At 61.5% G+C, this 23838-nt stretch carries 3 protein-coding genes; all 3 read left to right on the forward strand.

Annotation, left to right across the window (positions count from 1 at the left end; all coding sequences use genetic code 11):
* Positions 1 to 239: 239 nt before the first annotated feature.
* The 3 genes from QM600_RS14330 (at position 240) to QM600_RS14340 (ending at position 23784) form a co-directional block, all read left to right on the forward strand.
* On the forward strand, positions 240 to 20168 hold the full coding sequence (locus QM600_RS14330) for a non-ribosomal peptide synthase/polyketide synthase (RefSeq protein WP_283262142.1): 19929 nt from the start codon (positions 240 to 242) through the stop codon (positions 20166 to 20168).
* A gap of 307 nt (positions 20169 to 20475) precedes the next feature.
* Entirely contained in the window at positions 20476 to 22113 is a 1638-nt protein-coding gene (locus tag QM600_RS14335; protein ID WP_283262143.1) for an AMP-binding protein, read from the forward strand.
* A gap of 3 nt (positions 22114 to 22116) precedes the next feature.
* Complete coding sequence (locus QM600_RS14340) at positions 22117 to 23784, forward strand: sigma-54-dependent Fis family transcriptional regulator (protein ID WP_283262144.1); 1668 nt, start codon at positions 22117 to 22119, stop codon at positions 23782 to 23784.
* Positions 23785 to 23838: the final 54 nt, after the last annotated feature.

Consider the following 23838-nt stretch of genomic DNA (forward strand, 5'->3'; position numbering starts at 1 on the left):
CCGCGGGGGAGGCAGTAGCGTTGGAATTGACACGTGTTCACTGCGGCGGCAGTGGTGAGAGGTCGCAACAAAACTGCAGTTCGAAGCAGATATGCGCTGCGGTCAGCCGATTGGATTGGACGATCGTCCGACACGTGATTCCATTTTGAAGTAATCGACGTTCCCGTCGCCTAATCTGTCGGTTGCACATCGGCAGGATGCAGTTGTTGTGGTGGTTCCAAAAGGAATGAGGTGGCTCGGTGAATTCAACGGGCAACGAAGCTGTGAACGGTATGTCTGGGTCGTCGGATCTAGAAGCGACGGGTTCCAATTCAGACATATTTCCGCTATCCACTGCGCAACGTGGCATGTGGTTCGCTCAGCATCTGCTGGGTGACGTTCCGGTCAACATTGCCCAGTACGTCGAGATCCTTGGACCACTCGATGTGCAGTTGCTATCCGATAGCGGATACCGGGCGGCTGTAGAACTCGGCTCGGGACTACTTCGCATAGTCGAGATCGACAACGAGCCATTTCAGATGATCGATACCGAGCGTCCGGGGGAGATCGCCCGGATGGACTTCAGCAATCATCCCGATCCCGTTGCAGCTGCCACCGAATGGATGCAGGCCGACTTTCGGGCTCCCGTCGACATGGTCACAGGCTGGTTGAATCGGTCGGTCACTCTGCGCCTCGCTGAAAACCATTACTTCTGGTACACGAGAATGCACCACATCGTACTCGACGGTTTCGGTGCGATGACGTTCATGAATCTGATCGCGCAGCGCTATACCGAGGCGATCGAGGGAACCCCTGCAGCCCCCGCAAATTTCAGTGACCTCCGGGAGATCCGCGAATACGAGGACAAGTACCGCGGATCGCGCCGTTTCGAGACCGACCGCGCGTACTGGGCCGACGTCACCCGAGACTTCCCGCATCCCATCTCTCTGGCCGGACGCACCGCGCCCGTAGGTTCGCAGTCCGTAGTCGTCAGCGATCACATGTCCGTCGACACCGAGGACGCGGTGCTGGCGATGGTGGCGAGGACGCCGGGAGCTTCCTTCGCGACAGTCGCGATCGCCGCAGTCGCAGCATTCCTGTCCCGGTTGACCGGAGAAGACGACATAGTCCTCAGCCTGCCGGTCTCGGCTCGAACAACAGCCAGGCTCCGCCGGTCCGGCGGCATGATGTCCAACGTCGTACCGATCAGGCTTTCGACTGCCGGGCACAAGGACACCGGCACCTTGGTGCGTGAAGTCCAGTTGGGATTGACTGGTGCCTTGCGGCACCAGCAGTTCCGTCACGAGGACATTCGCCGCGAGGCCGGCGTCGGAAGTGCGCAGCGCGGTTTCTTCGGTCCGGCGATCAACATCATGATGTTCCACAGCGAGATTCGACTCGGCTCGAGCCTCGGCCGGCTCAACGTGCTCTCGACCGGTCCCGTGGACGATCTATCGATCAACATCTATCCCGCGGTAGTAGGCAGTCATGCCCACATCGACTTCGAGGCCAATGCCAACCTCTACACGCGCGACGACCTCGCCGCGCACCACGCGCGGTTCAGTGAGTTCCTTCGTGATTTCGCCAGAAGTGGTGACGAAGAGCAGATTTCGTCGATCGACGTTCTGCATGAAGATGAATACCGCGACTTGGTTCCGGCAATGGGAGCGCCGGCCACACAGCCGCGCCTGTTCGCGGACCTCCTGCTCGACGGGGTAGTGGCCAATCCTGACGGAATAGCGGTGTGGTCGGCCGGCCATACCCTCACCTATCGTGAACTCGATCAGCGATCGAATCAGCTTGCGCGCGTTCTGATCGACGCCGGCACCGGCCCCGAGACGCTGGTCGCGCTCGCTCTCGATCGTTCGGTCGACGCCCTCGTCGCGCTCTGGGGAGTGGCCAAGACAGGCGCCGGGTTCGTTCCGGTCGACCCCAAGCTTCCACAGGCGCGAATCATCCATCTGCTCAGCGATTCCGCCGTCCGGTTCGGGATCACCGCGGTCCGAACGATGGACGCCCTTCCCGGTCTCGTCAGCTGGATGGTCCTCGATTCCGACCAGACCCGCGTGGATATCGACTCCCGTTCCGTATCCGCAATTTCCGCTGACGAACAGCTCTCCACACCGTCGATCGACAACGTGGCCTACGTGATCTACACGTCCGGATCCACCGGACTACCGAAGGGTGTCGTCGTCACCCATCGTGGACTCTCGCAGTTCGCGGCATCAGCTCGACCGGAACTCCGCATCACCGCGTCCTCCCGGGTTCTACGTTTCTCCTCTGCCAGCTTCGATGCATCGGTATTCGAGATGCTGCAGGCTTTCAGTGCCGGTGCAGCCATGATCGTCACACCGCCCGACGTCTACGGCGGCGAAGAGCTCGTAGACCTCTTGCGCGAGCAGCGGGTGACCCACATACTTTCCGCCCCTACACTTTTGAACACGGTTGACCCCGAAGGTTTGCCCGATCTCGAGGCCGTCATGGTCGGCGGCGACGTGTGTACTCCGGATCTGGTCGAAAGATTCGGTCCAGCATGCCGTTTCACCAACAGCTACGGGCCCACCGAAACCACGATCGTCATCACCACGAGTGAGCCGATCACGCCAGGCCTCCCCGCGACGATCGGAGGCCCGATTCAAGGCGCGTCCGTGGTCGTGCTCGATCGTAAGCTTCGACCCGTCCCGGTGGGCGTTGTGGCGGAGCTGTATCTGAGTGGCCCCGGACTTGCGCGCGCATATCACGGACGCCCCGATACCACCGCAGAACGCTTTGTTGCCAACCCTTTCGGTGAACCAGGGTCGCGGATGTACCGCTCGGGCGACGAGGTGCGGTGGACGCCTGACCATCAACTCGAGTTCATCGGTCGATCGGACTTCCAGGTCAAGATTCGTGGATTCCGCATCGAACTCGGCGAAATCGACGCGGTCCTTGCCGCTCAGGATTCGGTCGACTTTGCGGTCACCGTCGCACATGAGGCCACGGCCGACAACACAGTGTTGGTCTCCTACCTTCGACCGGCTCCGGGTTTCGACTTCGACTCCGCGGCGATTCTCGCTGCCGTAGCCGAGCAACTGCCGGCACACATGGTCCCGACCACCGTCATTCGGCTTGAACACGTACCGCTCACGCCAACCGGCAAGCTGGACCGCCGCGCTCTGCCGGCGCCGGTGTTCACCGCCCCGGAAGACGAATACCGAGCGCCCACCACCGAGGCCGAGGAAATCGTCGCCGGAGTATTCTCCGAACTGCTGGGCATCGACAGAATCAGTGTCGACGTTTCGTTCTTTGCGCTCGGCGGCAACTCCCTGATCGCGACCAAGGTGATCGCGCGGGTCAATACGGCTCTTGACGCCCATCTCGGCGTGCGCGATATCTTCGACGACCCGACGGTATCCGGTATCGCCGCGAAGGTCATGGCGCACAGCGGTATCGCTACGGGTCGCCCGCCGCTCATCGCCTGCGTGCGACCCGAGCACATACCGCTCTCGGCCGCGCAGCAGCGCATGTGGTTCGTCAACCAATTCGACACCAGCTCAGCGGCATACAACGTGCCGATGATCGTGCGGCTCACCGGTGAACTCGACGTGCCGGCTCTCAGCGCTGCACTTCTCGCCGTGATCGAACGGCACGAGTCGTTGCGAACGATGTTCCCGGACACCCCGAGCGGCCCGCATCAGGTTGTACTGGCGGCCGATGAAGTGCACACCGACCTGGCTCCGGTTGTCGTTTCCGACGAAGCCGACCTGCGTGCACAGCTACGTGAGTTCTCACTTGCCGGTTTCGATGTCACCGCGGCAGTGCCGTTGCGAGCGAGACTGTTCGAAGTTCACAGCGGTGATTACACCTTGGCGATCGTGGTCCACCACATCGCGACCGACGGATTTTCGCTCACCCCGTTGGTGCGCGATGTCATGGTGGCCTACAGTGCGCATCTGGCCGGACACGTACCGACCTGGAGTCCCCTGAACATCCAGTACGCCGATTACACCTTGTGGCAACGCGAACTACTCGGTGACGAGAAAAATCCCGAGAGCCTCGCTTCGGAGCAACTCGGTTACTGGTCGTCCACGCTGACCGGACTTCCTGACTTGCTGGAACTGCCCACCGATCGACCTCGCCCGAATCAGCAGTCCCGTGGCGGTGCCCGCGTCGAGTTCCACATCGACGCCGACGTCCACGGCGCTATCGTAACTACTGCGCATCAACATAATTCAAGCGTCTTCATGGTCATGCACGCGGCGTTGGCCGTGTTGCTGGCGCGGTTGTCCGGAACCTCGGACATCGTGGTGGGCACCCCGGTCGCCGGCCGTGGCGAGCCGGAGCTCGACGACTTGATCGGTGTTTTTGTCAACACTCTGGTGCTACGCACCCAGGTGGACTTGCAGACACCCTTCTCCGACTTGCTCGAACAGGTTCGCGAGATCGACCTGGGTGCCTTCGGCAACGCCGACGTTCCCTTCGAACAGTTGGTAGAAGTGCTCGCGCCCGCCCGCTCGACGGCTCACGCTCCGCTGTTTCAGGTGCTCTTGGAATTTCAGAACAACGCGGCAGTCCGCTTGGAATTGCCGCACATGACCGTCGAGCCGGTGCGATTCGATCTCGAGATGTCGAAGTTCGACCTACAACTGACCGTTGCCGAAGTTCACGATGCCGACGGCGTCCCGGCTGGAATGACCGCCGGATTCGTCTTTGCCACAGATCTTTTCGATATCAACACCGTTGAGGTTTTTGCTCAGCGTTTCCAGCGCATTCTCTCTGCGGTGGCGACAGATTCGTCCGCGGCTGTCGGTGACATCGGTCTTCTCGAGGTCGCCGAGCGAGAGCTCATGACCATCGGATGGAATGACACCTCACACGAGTTCTCGTCGGTTACTCTTTCGGATCTGGTTTCGGACCAGGTGGCGCGGACACCGGACGCCGTAGCAGTGACATTCGACGGCGAATCGCTCACCTATGCGGAGTTCGACGCTCAGGTCAGCAGACTTGCTCGAGAACTGATAGCGCAGGGTGTCGGGCCGGATTCGATCGTCGGTGTTCTGCTGGCAAGGTCGACGGAGTTGCTGGTCGCTGTGCACGCAGTCCTGCGAGCCGGTGGCGCGTATGTGCCGCTGGATCCCGAGCATCCGTCGGAACGCATTGTGTCGATAGTGAAGTCGGCCCAACCGCTGCTGGTGCTCACTTCTTCCGAGCAGGGTACGGCCGCGACGGAATTTGACGGAGTTCCGTGTCTCGACCTTGCAGTTGTGGATCTCTCTGGTTGGAAGAGTGCGCCGGTAACCGATGCGGATCGATGTGCTCGCCTGGTTCCTGCCAATACGGCATACGTCATCTTCACGTCAGGTTCGACGGGTGTTCCCAAGGGTGTTGCGGTGCCGCACTCGGCAATCGTCAACCAGTTCCTGTGGCGCCAGGAAGTGTACGGACTTGACCACTCCGACGTAATTCTCGTCAAGACGCCGGCAACGTTCGACGTCTCGGTCTGGGAGATGTTCTGGTCCTTCATGTCTGGGGGACGGGCCGTGATTGCGGAGCCGGACGGGCACCGGGATCCGCACTATCTCGCGTCGCTGATCGAGCGCGAAGGCGTCACCGTGACGCACTTCGTTCCGGCTATGTTGGAACTCTTCTTGTTGGAAGATGTCGCCGAGCGCTGTGATTCGTTGCGATTGGTGTTCTCCGGCGGTGAGGCGCTCAAAGCGTCAACTGCGGTGCATTTCCGCGGGGTGATGAACGCACGCTTGCAGAATCTGTACGGTCCCGCTGAGACCGCGGTGGACGTGACCTATCACGCAGTCACCGAAGAAGACTCGGTGCTCGTGCCGATGGGCGTACCGGTCTCGAACACCCAGGTCTACGTTCTGGATCCACGACTCAATCCGGTACCGGTCGGCCTTGTCGGCGAACTGTACGTCGCGGGCGATCAGTTGGCCCGTGGGTATGTGGGGCGTCCGGATCTGACCGCAGACAGGTTTGTGGCAAATCCGTTCGGAGCAGGTGAGGATTCGTCGCGTCTGTATCGGACCGGTGACCTGGTTCGGTGGACCGAGCGCGGCGAGTTGGTATACGTCGGTCGAGTCGACTTCCAGGTCAAACTGCGCGGTCAACGGATCGAACTGGGAGAGATCGAGGCTGCGCTGCTCGGTCACCCCGCGGTGACGCAGTCGGTGGCGCTCGTTCGCAATGATTCCGCGACGGGGGATTACCTTGCCGCGTACGTCGTGCTGGAGGCCGGGACCGAAGTCGACGAGCGTTCACTACTCGAATCCGTCGGCAAGGCGCTGCCCCGTTACATGGTGCCGTCGGCGTTGTCGATCCTCGAGGCCTTGCCGCTCAACGCAAACGGCAAGCTCGACCGGAAGATGTTGCCGAAGCCGACATTCGAGCGGCTCACCGACTACGTGGCACCCCGCACCGACACCGAGGCAATGGTGGCGGAGATCTTCGCCGAGATCCTGGGGGCCGGCGTCGATGCAACGGGAAGATTCGGCGTCTACGACAGCTTCTTCGACCTCGGCGGTAACTCGCTGGTCGCAACCCGAGTTCTGGCGCGGATCAACGAAGCACTGAATGTGCACGTGAGCGTGCGAGAGTTGTTCGAGACCCCTACGATCGGTGGATTGGCAGCACTGGTCGACGGCGCGGAATCTTCGGCTTCCGATCGCCCGGCGCTGACGGCTTCGGTGAGGCCGGAACACATTCCGCTCTCGTCTGCGCAATCGAGGATGTGGTTTCTCAATCGCTTCGACCCCACTTCCGGTGCCTACAATGTTATTGCGGCGCTGAAGCTTTCGGGATCGCTGAACGGCCCTGCGCTGACCGAGTCGGTGTCGGATATCACCACCCGCCACGAGGCATTGCGGACGATATATCCGGAGTCTTTGCAGGGGCCGCACCAGGTGGTATTGCCTGCGGCAGAAGTAGTTCGAGATCTGACACCGCAGCAAGTCGATGCAGCCGAACTAGAAGCCCGTATCCGTGAGGCCGTGGCCACCGGATTTGACGTGACCTCGCAGGTTCCCGCCGCATTGACCTTGTTGAGTGTGGCGGAAGACGAGCATGTTCTGCTGATGGTGGTCCATCACATCAGCGTCGACGGCTGGTCGATGCGTGTTCTGGCCCGAGATCTGGTGCAGGCCTATGCGGCGCGGATCGAGGGCAATGCACCCGGTTGGCGCGCGCTCGAGGCGCAGTACGCGGACTATGCACTGTGGCAGCGTCAGGTCTTGGGATCGGAAGACGATCCGGCATCGTTGATCTCGCAGCAGGTCGGCTATTGGAAGGGCAATCTCGACGGCCTTCCGGACCAGCTCGATCTGCCGGCGGACCGTCCACGTCCGGTGGTCGCGTCCAACCACGGCGCAGATTTTGCATTCACCATCGACAGCAAGACCCATGACGGTTTGAACCGATTGGCCCGGGCACACAATGCGTCGCTGTTCATGGTTGTGCATGCGGCGCTGACAGTCCTTCTCGCCCGGCTTTCCGCCACGTCCGACATCGCTGTGGGCACACCGGTCGCGGGTCGCGGAGACGCGTCACTGGACCAGTTGGTAGGCATGTTCGTCAACACGCTGGTGTTGCGGACACAGGTCGACGGCGCAGCTCCCTTCTCCGAGTTTCTCGGACAGGTGAAGCAGTCCGATCTGCGCGCTTTCGAACATGCTGACGTGCCTTTCGAGCGACTGGTCGAGGTGCTGAACCCGGCACGTTCGCAGGCTTGTCATCCGCTCTTCCAAGTGGCACTGTCCTTCGAAAACCTCGAACGGGCCGAGCTGGAACTGTCGGGTCTGACCGTGTCCACGATGGAGTTCGACACGGCCTCGGCTAAGTTCGATCTGCAGCTGACGTTGTCGGAGGGGCCGGCCGCGAACGGCGTGTCTGCGGGAATGCCGGCAACCTTCACTTACGCCACCGATCTCTTCGACGAATCGACCGTGGCTGAGTTCGCAGCGGGACTGACGCGGATACTGCGTTCGGTGGTCGCGGATGCGTCTGTGGCCGTAGGCGATCTGGAGTGGATGTCGCGCGGTGATGTTGCAGCGCTGACGACGGTCGAGAGCGACGACGCGATGCCTTCGGCTCTTCTGGTCGACATTCTCACTGCCGGGTGCGCGATCGATCTGGATGCCATCGCGGTGCGTTCGGAGGGTCGTTCGGTGACCTACCGTGAGTTGGACGAGGCGTCCTCGCGGTTGGCTCGGGTTCTGATCACACGCGGTACGGGTCCGGAAACAATTGTGGCACTGGCATTCCCGCGTTCATACGAGATGGTGGTTGCGGTGTGGGCAGCCGCGAAGTCCGGTGCGGCGTATGTACCGGTGGATCCGAATTATCCGGCGGATCGTATTGCGCACATGCTTTCGGATTCCGGTGCAGTGCTGGGTGTGACGGGGTCGGAATTTGCCGGGCAGCTGCCTGTGTCGAGTTCGTGGTTGGTTCTGGATGTGCCGGACACGCAGGTTCTTCTGGCGGCGTCGTCTGCGGCTGCGGTTACCGATGTTGATCGTCTGGGTGTTCTGCGTGCGGAGCATGCGGCGTACGTCATCTACACCTCGGGTTCGACGGGTAAGCCGAAGGGCGTGACGGTCACGCATACCGGTTTGCGGGGGTTGTTGGAGTCGGCGACAGCGCGGTACAGGGTGAGCGCGGAGTCGCGGGTGCTGCAGAACTGTTCGCCGAGTTTTGATCCTTCGGTGCTCGAGTGGATGGTCGCGTTCCATGCGGGGGCGACGTCGGTGATCGTGCCGCCGTCGATCATCGGTGGCCACGAGTTGACGGAGTTGTTGCGGGTCGAGCGGGTAACGCACGGGCTGATCACGCCGGCTGTGCTGGGGACTTTGGATCCGTCGGTGTTGGTGGATCTCGAGATGGTGTCCATCGGTGGTGATGTGACGGCGCCGGATTTGGTGACGCGGTGGGCTCCAGGACGGACCTATTTCAATGCGTACGGTCCGACGGAGACGACGATCATCTCGACGTATGCGCAGTTGCGGGCAGGTGATCGGGTGACGATCGGTTCGCCGATCGAGGGTGTGTCGGCGTTGGTACTCGATGAGCGTCTACATCCGGTGCCGGCGGGTACCAGGGGCGAGTTGTATTTTGCGGGCGCAGTGTTGGCTCGTGGCTATCATGATCGGCCGTCGTTGACGTCGGATCGTTTTGTGGCGAATCCGTACTCGGTGGATGGTTCGCGGATGTATCGCACGGGTGATGTGGTGCGGTGGATCGGCGGTACCTCGGGTACTGCGGGTGAGTTGGAGTATCTGGGGCGCAGTGACTTCCAGGTGAAGGTGCGTGGTTTCCGCATCGAGCTCGGTGAGATCGATGCAGTGTTGTCGGGCCATCCCGATATCGAGTTCGCGGTGACGGTGGGGCGTGAGTCGCCTTCAGGCGCTACCACTTTGGTGTCCTACGTCGTCGTTCCTGCAGGATTTGACGGTGAGCTCGACGTCGAAGCGCTGGCCAAACATGTCGGTGCAAGTCTTCCCGCGTACATGGTGCCGTCCGCGATCGTCGTGCTCGATGAGGTGCCGCTGACGCCGGTCGGCAAGCTCGACCGAAACGCGTTGCCGGATCCTGTTTTCGAGGTGCGTGAGTTCCGGGCACCGGTCACGCCGGTAGAGGAAATTGTGGCGGGAGTTTTTGCCGAGATCCTCGGAGCCCCTCGAGTAGGCCTCGACGACGACTTCTTCGAGCTCGGTGGCAACTCGCTGATCGCGACGCAGGTCGTCTCGCGACTGGCTGCCGCACTCGAGACCCGAATCCGGGTGCGAGACCTGTTCGAAGCTCCGACTGTCGAATCGCTGGCTTCGCGGATCGAATCACAGGTTGGAGTCGGCGGGCGGGCGGCGCTGACGGCACAAGTGCGTCCTGAGCGGGTGCCGTTGTCCTTGGCGCAGCAGCGGATGTGGTTCCTCAACCGCTTCGACTCGGTATCGAGCGTGAACAACATCCCCGCCGCGATACAGCTCACCGGCACACTGGACCACTCAGCTCTGCAAGACGCGATCGCAGATGTGATCGAGCGTCACGAAATCTTGCGCACCATCTATCCCGAACACGACGGCACCGGCTACCAGTGCGTGCTCACAGCCAACGACGTTGCCGTGGCCCGAGGCATAGACCTGACGGTCGAAACGATCGCTGTGTCGGATACCGTCGACCGCATTACCGCGATAGTCTCGCAGGGGTTCGACGTCACCTCGTCGGTGCCACTGCGCGTGCGACTGCTCCAGGTCGCCGACGACGCGTGGGTGCTGGTCTTGGTGGTGCATCACATTGCAGCAGACGGTTTCTCGGTCGCACCGTTGATACGTGACCTGATGGTGGCGTACTCGGCTCGCACTCACGGCGAGGCCCCGGGTTGGGCGCCGCTTGCCGTGCAGTACTCCGATTTTGCACTGTGGCAGCACCAAATTCTCGGCGTCGCGGACGACACCGAATCTGTTATGTCGCAGCAGATCAACTTCTGGACGAGTGCGTTGGCGGGGCTCCCGGATCAGTTGGATTTGCCCACGGATCGGGTGCGTCCGGCGGTGGCGTCGAACCGTGGTGCGACGTATTCGTTCGCTCTCGATGCGGAGTTGCATTCGGCGTTGAATGTGTTGGCGCGTAGTCGTAATGCATCGTTGTTCATGGTGTTGCATTCGGCGTTGGCGGTTTTGTTGGCGCGTTTGTCGGCTACCTCCGATATTGCGATCGGTACGCCGGTTGCGGGGCGTGGTGAGCAGGCGCTCGATGATCTGGTGGGTATGTTCGTCAACACGTTGGTGTTGCGTACCGATCTTGATCCGGCGTGGACGTTTGCCGAGTTGTTGGATGCGGCTCGGGAGGTGGATCTGCAGGCTTTCGGTCATGCGGATGTGCCGTTCGAGCGTTTGGTGGAGGTGCTTAATCCGGCGCGGTCGCAGGCCCGGAATCCGTTGTTCCAGGTGGCATTGTCGTTCCAGAACCTGGCAAAGACCAGCCTGAAACTGCCTGGAATGTCAGTGAATATGGTCGAAATCGACAGTGGCACTGCAAAGTTTGATCTTGCCCTCACGTTGGTTGAGTCCATTGGAGAAGCGGGTGAGCTGGGCGGTATGGCCGCGCAATTCTCTTACGCCACAGATCTGTTCGATGAGGCGACGGTGCGTGGTTTCGCGGATCGGTTGGTGCGGATTCTCGAGGCTGCGGCGGTTGATCCGTTGGTGGTGGTCGGTGATGTGGAGGTGCTCTCGGAGGCGGAGTGGGTGTCGTTGACTCAGGTTTCCGGTGGTCCTGCGTCGGTGGTGGGGACGTTGTCGGATGTGTTTGCGGCTGCGGTGGCGGTTGATCCGTCGGCGGTGGCGTTGGTGTTCGAGGGTGCGTCGTTGTCGTATGCGGAGCTTGACGATCGGTCGTCGCGGTTGGCTCGGGTGTTGATCGATCGTGGTGTGGGTATTGAGGATCGGGTGGCGGTGGCGGTGCCGCGGTCGTTGGAGTCTGTGGTGGCGTTGTGGGCGGTGGTGAAGTCGGGGGCGGCGTTTGTGCCGGTGGATCCGGCGTATCCGGCGGATCGTGTTGCGCACATGGTGTCGGATTCGGGTGTGGTGGTGGGGTTGACGTCGGCGGAGTTCGTGTCGGTGTTGCCGTCGGGTGTGGATTGGATTGTGTTGGGGTCCGGGGTGTGTGCGGATCTGATGGCGGGGGCGTCGGGGGCGCCGGTCTCGGATGTGGATCGGGTGGGGCTGGTGCGGCCGGATTCGTCGGCGTATGTCATTTACACGTCGGGGACGACGGGTGTGCCCAAGGGTGTGGTGGTGACGCATCGGGGTGTGTCGAATTTCTGTGCGGAGCAGGTGGATCGGTACGGGTTGACGGGGGCTTCGCGGACTCTGCATTTTGCGTCGCCGAGTTTCGACGCGTCGGTGTTGGAGTTGTTGTTGGCGGTCGGTTCGGGGTCGGCGATGGTGATTGCGTCGCCGTCGGTGTATGGCGGTAGTGAGTTGGCGGGGTTGCTGCGCGGCGAGCGGGTGTCGCATGCGTTTGTGACGCCGGCGGCGTTGGGTTCGGTGGATCCGGCGGGTCTTGATGATCTGCGGGTGGTCATTGTGGGTGGTGAGGCGTGTTCGCCGGAGTTGGTGAGTGCGTGGACCGGTGTGGGTTCGGGTGGGCGCCGGTTCTTCAATGCGTACGGTCCGACGGAGGCGACGGTCGCGACGAATATCAGTGGTGTGTTGTCGGCGGGTGATGTGGTCACGATCGGTGGTCCGATTCGTGGGATGTCGGCGTTGGTGCTTGATGAGCGTTTGCGTCCGGTTCCGGTGGGTGTGGCGGGTGAGTTGTATGTCTCGGGTGTTCAGGTGGCTCGGGGGTATTGGGATCGTTTCGGTTTGACGGCGGAGCGGTTTGTGGCGAATCCGTTTGGATCCACTGGCTTCGGTGGTGTGCGGATGTATCGCACGGGTGATGTGGTGCGGTGGACTTCTGATCGAGCGATCGAGTATGTGGGTCGTGGTGATTTCCAGGTGAAGATTCGTGGTTTCCGGATCGAGCTCGGTGAGGTCGAGTCGGCGTTGTTGGCGCATGGTTCGGTGGATTCTGCGGTGGTGGTGGGTCGGGAGTCGGCTGCGGGTGTCACTGTGTTGGTGGCGTATGTGGTTGCTGCTGTGGGTATTTCGGTGGATACGGCTGAGTTGGCGGAGTTTGTGGCGGGGGTGTTGCCGGGGTATATGGTGCCGTCGGCGGTGGTTGTTCTGGATCGGTTGCCGTTGACGGGTGCGGGTAAGTTGGATCGGAAGTTGTTGCCGGAGCCGGTGTTCGAGGCGAGGGAGTTCCGGGCTCCGGTGACGGAGACGGAGCGCGCTGTTGCGTCAGTCTTTGCCGATGTTCTGGGCGTCGAAGAAGTGGGTCTCGACGATGATTTCTTCGATCTGGGTGGCAACTCTTTGGTTGCGACGCAGGTGGTTTCGCGTTTGGGTGCTGCGTTGGATATGTCGGTGCCGGTGCGGGTGTTGTTCGAGGTTTCCTCGGTGGAATCTCTGGCTGCTCGATTGAGTTCGGGTGTCGGTGAGGGTGGCGGTCTGGCTTTGGTGCCGATGGTTCGTCCGGATCGGGTGCCGTTGTCGTTGGCGCAGCAGCGGATGTGGTTTTTGAACCGCTTCGACCCGGCGTCGCCGGCGTACAACATTCCGGTTGTGGTCCGGTTGACCGGCAACGTGGACGTACAGGCTCTGGCACTGGCTGTGAGCGACGTCATGACCCGGCACGAATCGCTCCGCACGGTGTTCCCGGACTCGGAGGAAGGCCCGTACCAGCTTGTTCTGGAAACGGAGAGTGTCCTGCTGGACCTCGACCCGATTGCGGTGGCAGACGAGCAGGAGTTGAAGTCCGCGGTGTACGCGGTGGCGGGCAGCGGCTTCGACGTCACTACCGAAGTTCCGTTGCGCGCCGCTATCTTCCGAATCAGCGAACACGAATACACGCTTGCCCTGGTGGTTCATCACATCAGTGCCGACGGCTTCTCGATGGCCCCGTTGGCTCGGGATGTGATGGTGGCGTACACGGCTCGGGTTTCCGGTACGAAGCCGGGTTGGGTGCCGCTCGAGGTGCAGTACGCGGATTACGCACTGTGGCAACGTGATCGTTTGGGTAGTGAAGCCGATGCGGATTCTCCGGCCGGCACCCAGCTGGCCTTCTGGAAGCGTCAACTCGCATCGGCCCCGGCAGTCATCGATCTGCCCACGGATCGTAGTCGACCGGCTACGGCCTCGATGGCCGGTGCGAGTGTCGAATTCACCGTCGACAGGACGGTGCGTGAGAAGCTGAGTGTGGCTGCGCGCGAGCATGAAGCCAGCATCTTCATGGTGATCCATGCCGCGCTTGCCGTTCTGTTGTCGCGGCTCAGCGCCAACTCGGACGTCAGCGTCGGAACCCCGATCGCGGGCCGAGGTGAGGCAGCACTCGACGCGTTGGTCGGTATGTTCGTCAACACCTTGGTGTTACGTACCGAGATCGATCCAGCGGCCAGCTTCTCGGCAGTGCTCAGTGATACGCGTGCGGTAGATCTGGATGCGTACGAGAATGCGGATATTCCGTTCGACCGCGTTGTCGAAGCTCTCGATCCGGTGCGTTCGCAGGCTCACACACCGCTTTTCCAGGTGTCGCTGTCGCTGCACGAATCCGCTATCGGTTCTGTTGAGTTGCCCGGTGTGGTCGTGGATTTCTACGAGACGGATGCCGGCGCCGCGAAGGTCGACCTCGAACTGACGATGAGCGTAAATGTCGACGGCGGATACACCGGGAGACTGACATACGCCACAGATCTCTACGATGCCGGAAGCGCCAGGACATTCGCGCGGCGCTTCACTCAGGTGCTGACGGCCGTAGCCGAAGACTCCGATCGGATCATCGGAGAAGTACCGATCCTCGACGCGGAAGAAATATCCGAGTTGGCGTTGTCGACCCGTGAGACGGCGCCCGCACCGCGCGTGCTGGCCGAGATCCTCACTTCCGGCGTTGCGATTGATCCCACGCGCGTTGCTGTTGTCGCCCAGACTGGGAACCTGACCTACGCCGAGTTGGACGCCGAATCGAACCGCCTGGCCCGAGCGCTCATCGCTCGCGGCGCAGGACCGGAACAGTTTGTCGTTCTCTCGTTCACCCGTACTGCGGAATCGATTGTCGCGCTGTGGGCAGTGGCGAAAACCGGTGCCGCATTCGTGCCGGTGGACCCGGCCCTGCCGGCTGACCGGATCGAGCACATGGTGCGTGACTGCGGCGCAATCCTCGGTCTGACCACTTCCATTGTGTCCGCGACGCTGCCGGGAGATCTGGACTGGCTCGAGATCGACGGAACCGCTGATGCCGCCGTCTCTCGCGGGTTCTCGGATCAGGCTCTGTCAACGTCGGATCTCTCCTTGCCGACTGCGCTGTCCAATCCGGCTTACATGATTTACACCTCAGGCTCCACCGGACTGCCCAAGGGCGTTGTTGTCACACACAGTGGCCTCGCGTCGTTCACCGGTGACGCTCGCACCGAGTTGGCGGTTACGGATTCCTCACGGGTGCTGCGCTTTGCCTCATCCAGCTTCGACGCCTCCGTCATCGAAATGGTGGTGACGTTCAGCGTCGGCGCAACCCTGGTGGTAGCCGATCCGTCGATCATCGGCGGCGACGAACTGGGTGCGCTCGTCCAGGCGGAACGCATCACGCACATCCTCAGTGCACCGGCCGTGCTCGGCACGGTGGACACCGAGGCGTTTGCCGGTGTCGAGACTGTCATCGTCGGTGGCGACGTGTGCCCGCCCGAACTGGCAGCGCGGCTGGCGCCGGGACGACGGTTCTTCAACAGTTACGGTCCGACCGAGACCACTATCATCATCACCGTCAGTGAGGATCTCACCGCCGGCCAGTCGATCGACATCGGACGCCCGATCGCCGGGGCCGGGGCCCGGGTACTCGACGCACGTTTGGGGCCTGTCCCGCGCGGTGTCGTCGGCGAGCTCTACTTGAGTGGACCCGGCTTGGCTCGTGGATACCACGCTCGCAGCGCTCTGACAGCGGAGCGTTTCCTGGCCGATCCGTACGGTGCGCCGGGGGAGCGGATGTACCGCACCGGCGACCTGGTTCGCTGGAGCGCTCGCGGCACTCTCGACTTTGTGGGTCGCAGCGACGATCAGGTTCAGTTGCGTGGCCTGCGCATCGAATTGGGAGAGATCGAGGTTGCGCTCTCGCAGATCACTGGTGTGGCGCAGAGTGCGGTTCTGCTGCACCGTGATTCCCGTACCGGCGATCGCCTTATCGCCTACGTGGTCGGGGAACAGGATGTGGAACTCGTCGACGCAGACCTGAAGACGCAGTTGGGGCTCTCGTTGCCCAACTACATGGTTCCGACGCAGTGGGTTGTGCTCGAAGAATTGCCGGTCACTACCGCCGGCAAGCTGGATCGGCGCGCGTTGCCGGTGCCAGGTTTCTTGTCCGAGAGCGTATTCCGTGCGCCGTCGAACCCGATCGAAGAGACTGTCGCGGGGGTCTTTGCCGACCTGTTGGGGATCGAGCGGGTGTCGGTCGACGACAGCTTCTTCGCGCTGGGTGGAAACTCGTTGCTCGCGACCAGGTTGGTGGCGCGGGTGAATACTGCGCTGGGAACTTCTCTGGCTATTCGCGACATCTTCGACTACCCGGATTCCGCTTCGCTTGCACGGGCAGCTGAAAGCAGTTCGCGCTCCGCTGATCTGCCGAAACTGGGATCAGTGCCGCGGCCGGAACGAGTGCCGTTGTCGTTGGCGCAGCAGCGGATGTGGTTTTTGAACCGCTTCGACCCGGCGTCACTGGCGCTCAACATTCCTGGGGCAATTCGACTGTCCGGTGAATTGGATGTCACGGCGATGGCGCGCGCCGTCTTCGACACTGTCGACCGGCATGAGGTTCTCCGAACGATCTATCCGGAACACGACGGAGTCGGTTATCAGAAACTGATTCCTGCTGGTGATTGTGCGCTCGAACTTGTACCGGTTCCGGTTTCTGAGTCAACGTTGACCGAACAATTACTGAGTTTTGCGTCCATCAGCTTTGACGTCACCACCGAGACTTCGTTCCGGGTTCGATTGTTCTGCTTGTCGGAAACAGAGCACGTCTTGATGTTTGTGGTGCATCATATCTCCGCGGACGGTTTCTCGTTGGCACCTTTGTCGCGGGACGTGATGATTGCTTACTCGGCTCGCATGAACGGTCGGGCCCCGTCCTGGACGCCCCTGCTGGTGCAGTATGCAGACTTCTCGATTTGGCAACGACTGACACTCGGAGACGAGAACGACGAGCAGTCTGCGATGGCGAAACAGACTGCTTATTGGACACATGCACTTTCCGGTACACCCGAACAACTGGTACTTCCGAACGATCGACCGCGTCCTCCTGTGGCCACGAACCGAGGTGCGCAGTACCACTTCTCGATTCCTGAGGCGATGATCGACGGGCTCGAACATCGTGCGAGTGCCATCGGGGCAACCCCGTTCATGGCTGTGCATGCGGTGCTGTCGATTCTGTTGGCACGAGTCAGCGGGACTGACGACATTGCGATCGGAACACCCATCGCGGGTCGAGGTCAAGCTGAACTCGACGACATAGTCGGTATGTTCGTCAATACCTTGGTGCTGCGTTCCTCGGTTGACACTTCGTTGAGCTTCGACCGGTATCTCGAGTCGATCCGTGCGACTGATCTCGCCGCCTTCAGCAATGCGGATGTGCCGTTCGAGCGTTTGGTGGAGGTGCTCAATCCGAGTCGTTCGCAGAGCAGGCATCCACTGTTCCAGGTGATGCTGACCTTCCAGAACCTGGAGCGCGGTGAATTCGAACTGCCAGGACTGGCGATCGGCGCAGTCGACATCGCAGTGGACATGGCGAAATACGATCTCCAGCTCACGGTCTCGCCCGGAAATCGCGCCGGCGGGGATACGGATGCGAGTTTCACGTATGCGACTGATCTGTTCGACGAGTCGACGGTTCGTGGTTTCGCGGAGCGGTTGCAGCGGATTCTTGTTGCTGTGGTGGCGGATTCGTCTGTTGTGGTCGGTGACATCGATGTTCTCGGCGCGGGAGAGCGGGATCTGGTTGTGTCGCGGTGGAACAACACGGCGGTCGAACTGGAGCCGGCGACATTGGTGTCCTTGTTCGATGAGCAGGTGGCGAGGACGCCGGACGCTGTGGCGTTGGTTTTCGAAGGTGAATCGCTGACCTACCGTGAGCTTGATGCCCGGTCGAATCGGTTGGCGCGCAGGTTGATCGCCGAGGGTGTGGGTCCGGAGTCGTTGGTGGGGTTGGCGATGCGGCGCAGTGTGGAATTGGTGGTCGGGATGTATGCGATCGTCAAGGCCGGTGGTGCGTATCTTCCGATCGATCCTGATCATCCGTTGGCTCGTACCGAGTACGTGCTCGAGTCTGCGGCGCCGGTGTGTGTGTTGAGTACCGCGCGAGCCGGCGTTGTGTTGCCTGCGGGTGTGCCGGTGTTGACGGTGGACGCAATGGATGTGTCGGGCTTCGACGACGCTCCGGTTACGGATGCGGATCGGATCCGGGTGCTGGATCCGGCGTCGGCGGCGTATGTCATCTATACCTCGGGTTCGACGGGTCGGCCTAAGGGTGTTGCGGTTTCGCACAGCGCGATTGTGAATCGGTTGTTGTGGATGCAGGCGGAGTACGAGTTGACTGCGGCGGATGTGGTGGTGCAGAAGACACCGGCGACGTTCGACGTGTCGGTGTGGGAGTTCTTCTGGCCGTTGCAGGTTGGTGCTTCGTTGGTGGTGGCGAAGCCGGACGGGCATCGCGATCCGATGTATTTGGCGCAGCTCATGTTCGACGAATCCGTGACGGTTGCGCACTTCGTGCCGTCGATGCTGTCGATGTTCACGGCGGTGGCTCCGGCGGATCAGTGTGTGTCGTTGCGGCAGGTGTTCTGCAGTGGTGAGGCATTGCCGGCGAGTTCGGCGGCGGCGTTCCGGGCTCTTTCGGATGCGCGGTTGCACAATTTGTACGGGCCGACGGAGGCTGCGGTGGATGTGACGTTCCATGAGGTCACTGCTGCCGATGCCCTGAGTGTTCCGATCGGCGCGCCGGTGTGGAATACGCAGGTGTACGTCCTGGATGCGCGTTTGCAGCCGGTGCCGGTGGGTGTTCCGGGTGAGTTGTATCTGGCGGGCACCCAGTTGGCGCGAGGTTATGTCGGTCGTGCTGATTTGACGGCGGATCGGTTTGTGGCGAATCCGTTCGACCTGGGTGCGCGGTTGTATCGGACGGGTGACCTTGTGTCCTGGAACAGTGTTGGGGAGATCGAGTACATCGGTCGTACTGATTTCCAGGTGAAGTTGCGTGGGTTGCGGATCGAGTTGGGGGAGATCGAGGCTGCGTTGCTGGCGCAGGAGTCGGTGGCGCAGGCGGTGGTGTTGGTTCGGGAGAGTGTGCTGGGTCAGCAGTTGGTGGGGTATGTGGTGCCGGCTGCCGGTGTGGTGGTTGATGTCGATGCGGTGAAGGGTGTGGTGGCGCAGCGGGTTCCGGGTTATATGGTTCCGGATGTTGTGTTGGTGTTGGATGCGTTGCCGTTGGGTGCGTCGGGTAAGTTGGATCGGAAGTTGTTGCCGGAGCCGGTGTTCGAGGCGAGGGAGTTCCGGGCTCCGGTGACGGAGACGGAGCGCGCTGTTGCGTCAGTCTTTGCCGATGTTCTGGGCGTCGAAGAAGTGGGTCTCGACGATGATTTCTTCGACCTGGGTGGCAACTCGCTGATAGCGGTCCAGGTGGCAGCTCGGATTAGGGTGATACTCGGCCGGGATGTCCCCGTTGCGTTGATGTTCTCGAACTCCACTGTCGAGGTACTCGCGCAGCGCCTCGACACTGACGTTGAGGGCAGCCGTGACAACGGACTCGGCGTCTTGTTCCCGATCCGCGAATCCGGAACTGCGTCACCGGTGTTCTGCGTGCACCCGATCGTGGGACTGGGTTGGTCCTATGCCGGACTCGCCAGGCACCTCGATTCGGAAATCCCGATCTACGCTCTGCAGAATCCTGCGATTCGCGAAAGTGACTTCGCTCCCGAAACTCTGGAAGAGGTTGCCGTTCGCTACGTTTCGGAGATCAGGAAAGTGCAGGCCTCTGGTCCGTACCGTCTGCTCGGGTGGTCGTTGGGAGGCGTCATCGCTCACGCGATGGCGGTTCAGTTGCAGCATGCCGGAGAGGAAGTGGAACTGCTTTCGATGATGGACAGCTTCACTTCGTCGAGCCGCCCGGTCGAGGACTCCTCGCCTGCCGTCACGATGAATGACGTGCTGGGTGGACTCGGGCTAGATCTGTCGGAGACTGAGACTGAGACTGAGACCGATGCCGCGGGAGTGCTCGATGAGCGGAGCATGGCCGGACTGCTTGCCGGGGTGACTGGACAATCGGCGGAAGAGGCCGCCGCGACAATCGAACGGATGTTGCAGGGCGCTGCACGAAATTCCCGAATGATGTGGGAGTACCAACCTGAACCGTTCGACGGCGACGTGGTGTTCTTCACCGCGGAGTCCGACGATCCGAGCGGCCGAGTGGCTGTGTCCGGATGGGAGTCGGTCGTGACCGGGAACGTCTGCAACCACGGCGTGCCCACGACGCACTGGCGCATGACCTCTCCGGAAGTCCTGCACATGGTGGGACCGATCGTGGACGACATGCTCCGGTCTGTGGGGGTCACCAAGCATTGACGAGCTGGCGCCACACGGCTCCGAGGCCGTGCGGCGCGATGTTCAGGTGGTCCCTTTCCAACCCTGGAACCAGGAGAATTTCACCCCTTTGTGGGGGTAACGAGGCAGTGGGGCAGATCACTAAAGTCTGTCCCGTTGCGGTTGGCACACTCGGTGATGGTGTCCGAACTCTGCACAGTTACAGTCACTCCACAGCGTGCACTATGTCGTAGATCACAGTGGAGCGGGTAAATTCGTCGGTGTGAGGGTCCGCCCACTGTGGACTCTTGCAGAGGTGCCTGGATGGGCGCCTGGAGAGGACACAAATATGAGCGCGTCCCTACCCAGTTACACCTCAGGCGTCTGGGATGGCCCGATGTTGGGTGACACCATCGGGGACAATCTTGATCGCACAGTTGCTGCACACGGCGACCGTGATGCCTTGGTGGATCACGCGAGCGGGCGACGCTGGACGTATTCCGAGTTCGGGGCCGCGGTGGATGCGCTGGCGGCCGGGTTAATCGGGCGAGGCGTGCATAAGGGCGATCGGGTGGGCATCTGGGCTCCGAACTGCCCGGAGTGGACGTTCGTGCAGTACGCCACTGCGAAGTTGGGTGTGATCCTGGTGAACATCAACCCCGCCTATCGCTCACACGAGTTGCAATACGTACTCGAGCAGGCCGCGATCTCGGTACTGGTATCTGCTCCCAGTTTCAAGACCTCCGACTACGCGGCGATGATCGACACGGTCAGGCCGCAGTGTCCGGACTTGACGTCGGTGATCCTGCTGGGCTCGTCGGATTGGAATGACCTGCTCCAGGAAGGCGCCGCAGCGCAGGCCGTGGACCCGGGTCGGCTCGCCTCCGCTCAGGATGCTCTCTCGGCCGACGATGCAATCAACATTCAATACACCTCGGGCACTACGGGTTTCCCCAAGGGCGCGACGCTCAGTCACCACAACATCCTTAACAACGGCTACTTCGTCGGGGAGCTGTGCCACTACACCGAGAATGATCGGGTTGCGATCCCGGTGCCGTTCTATCACTGCTTCGGGATGGTGATGGGTAACCTTGCCTGCACCAGTCACGGTGCAGCCATGGTGATTCCGAGCCCGGCCTTCGATCCGCGCGCGGCACTCGAAGCGGTACAGGTAGAAAAGTGCACGTCGTTGTACGGGGTGCCCACCATGTTTATCGCGGAACTGGCGCTGCCGGACTTCGAGTCCTTCGACCTGTCGAGCCTGCGGACCGGCATCATGGCCGGTTCGCCGTGCCCGGTCGAGGTCATGAAGCAGGTCATCGAACGGATGGGGATGACCGAGGTGTCGATCTGCTACGGCATGACCGAGACGTCGCCGGTGTCACTCCAGACTCGTTCCGACGACACCATCGATCAGCGCACCGCCACTGTCGGCCGGGTCGGTCCGCACCTCGAGATCAAGATCGTTGACCCGGCAACCGGATTGACGGTTCCGCGTGGCGAACCCGGTGAATTGTGCACGCGTGGATACTCGGTCATGCTCGGGTATTGGCAGAACCCCGAGAAGACGGCCGAAGCCATTGACGCTGCGCGTTGGATGCATACCGGAGACATCGGTGTCATGGACGATGCCGGGTACGTCGCGATCACCGGACGGATCAAGGACATGGTGATCCGCGGCGGCGAGAACGTGTACCCGCGCGAGATCGAAGAATTCCTGTACACCCATCCCGACATCCTCGACGCCCAAGTGATCGGTGTGCCCGACGCCAAATATGGCGAAGAACTGATGGTGTGGATTCAGATGCGCGAGGGCGCCGCCGAACTCGATGCCGATTCTGTACGCGCATTCTGCACGGGGAAGTTGGCGCACTACAAAATTCCGCGTTATGTCCACGTAGTCGACGAGTTCCCGATGACTGTCACAGGAAAGGTGCGCAAGATCGCGATGCGCGAGTTGGCAATTGAACTGATCGGGCAGGGCTGAGTCATGCCTGACATTTCAGGAGAGCGAGGTCCGGTTCGTCCCGAGATTGCGCTCTCCTGGAAGCGGTCGAGACTGAGTGGAGTGGACCCGTCCGCAGCCATTGCCGTGGATGCCGCAGACCAGGACAGCGAGAGTCGACTACTGCGAGCAGCGACCCCGGTTCTCGACGAGGTATCACTGCAGATCGCCGGTACCGGATTCTGTGTCCTGCTGGCAGATCGGGAATGCCGCGTCGTTGCTTCGGTGTACTCGAATAGTTCTGTCCAGCGGACGATCGAAGAATTGGGTGTGGTCAACGGATCACGGTTCGGTGAGGAACATGCCGGCACCAATGCGCTCGGTACTCCGCTGGAAATGGGTCGCAGCATCGTCATCCACGGAGACGAGCACTTTCTGGATAGCCTCAAAGGATTGAGTTGCTACGGTCAGCCGATCCTGCATCCTGTCACCCGCCGGGTAGAAGGCATCCTGGATATGACGGGTGTTGTTTCCCAAGCGAATCCACTGTTCGCACCCTTTCTGGCCCGGGCGGCAGCAGACATCGAGAAGCGACTGTTGGAAGGTTCCAAGGCCTCGGAACAGCGCTTGGTCGATGCCTTTCAGCGTGTGTCCCATCAACGTCACGTCGCAGTTGCAGCAATTGGTGACGACATTCTGCTGAGTAACAGGACTGCGCTGGACCTGCTGGAGGCGGCGGATCACGCGTCGTTGCGTTCCTTGGTTGCCGACCTGCGCCCGGATCAATCTCGATTGGTCACAGTCGAATTGGCTTCAGGTGCGCTAGCGCGTGTCCAGGCCGACAGGATTTCGGGCGCCGACGGCGGAGCGGTCTTCCTGGTGGAGCCGGTTGCGCGCGAGCGTATGCCTATCAGGCGGACGCAGAAACGGGCGCCGTCTCCCGGTGAAAGGGTGCGCCGAGATCTGTTGCGTGCGCGCGGGTCGTCTGCGGCAGTTGCGATCTCGGGCGAGGCAGGTTCCGGCCGCACATCAGCGGCTGCTGATGTGGCTGGAAATGTCGACGTGAGATGGCTCGATGCCACGAGTGCCGCAATCGAGGGTCGTGAACAATGGATCACCAATCTGGTGCAGGCTACGCGTCGGCGCACCGGCGTAGTGGTAATCGAACAGGTTCAGTTGCTGCCGGATTCGGTGGTGCCCTTGGTTGCCGACCTGATCGATTCGAGCGTCGACGGTCTTCGAATCCTGTTGACCAGTGGGCCTGCGCCTGAACTTCCACCGACAACAGCCGCGCTGATGTCACGTTGCGCATTCAGGATAGGCATTGCGCCACTGCGTGATCGGCGCTCCGAGGTACCTGATCTCGCCCAGGCGATACTCGACGGAATCCAGCCGGATCTACGACTCACGGCCAGTGCCGTCGAAGCACTGTCGGCAGCCGATTGGCCGGGCAACCTCGCCGAGCTGCGAGTAGTGCTGACACGCGCCGTGGAGGAACGTTCGAGCAATCGCATCGACGTGGCCGATCTTCCGGAGGAATACCGCACGACGGCCAAGGTTTCGCGCTTGGCGGGCCGTGAGAAGGCGGAGCGGCAAGCGATCATCGGGGCGCTGAAAGACTGTGGAGGCAACAAGGTTCACGCATCGGCGCAACTCGGCATCAGTCGCAGCACGCTGTACACGCGAATGCGGGCGCTGGACATCACCACCTGACTGCTATGCGTCGGTTCCCTTGGCAGACCAAGAGCGGCACGATGTATGGCTTTG

Origin of the sequence: Rhodococcus sp. IEGM 1379 (assembly GCF_030056815.1) — a bacterium.
Taxonomy (GTDB): domain Bacteria; phylum Actinomycetota; class Actinomycetes; order Mycobacteriales; family Mycobacteriaceae; genus Rhodococcus_F.

Coding starts and splice junctions, on each gene's coding strand:
- QM600_RS14340 (WP_283262144.1), top strand. CDS start 22,117: ATGCCTGACATTTCAGGAGAGCGAGGTCCGGTTCGTCCCGAGATTGCG.
- QM600_RS14335 (WP_283262143.1), top strand. CDS start 20,476: ATGAGCGCGTCCCTACCCAGTTACACCTCAGGCGTCTGGGATGGCCCG.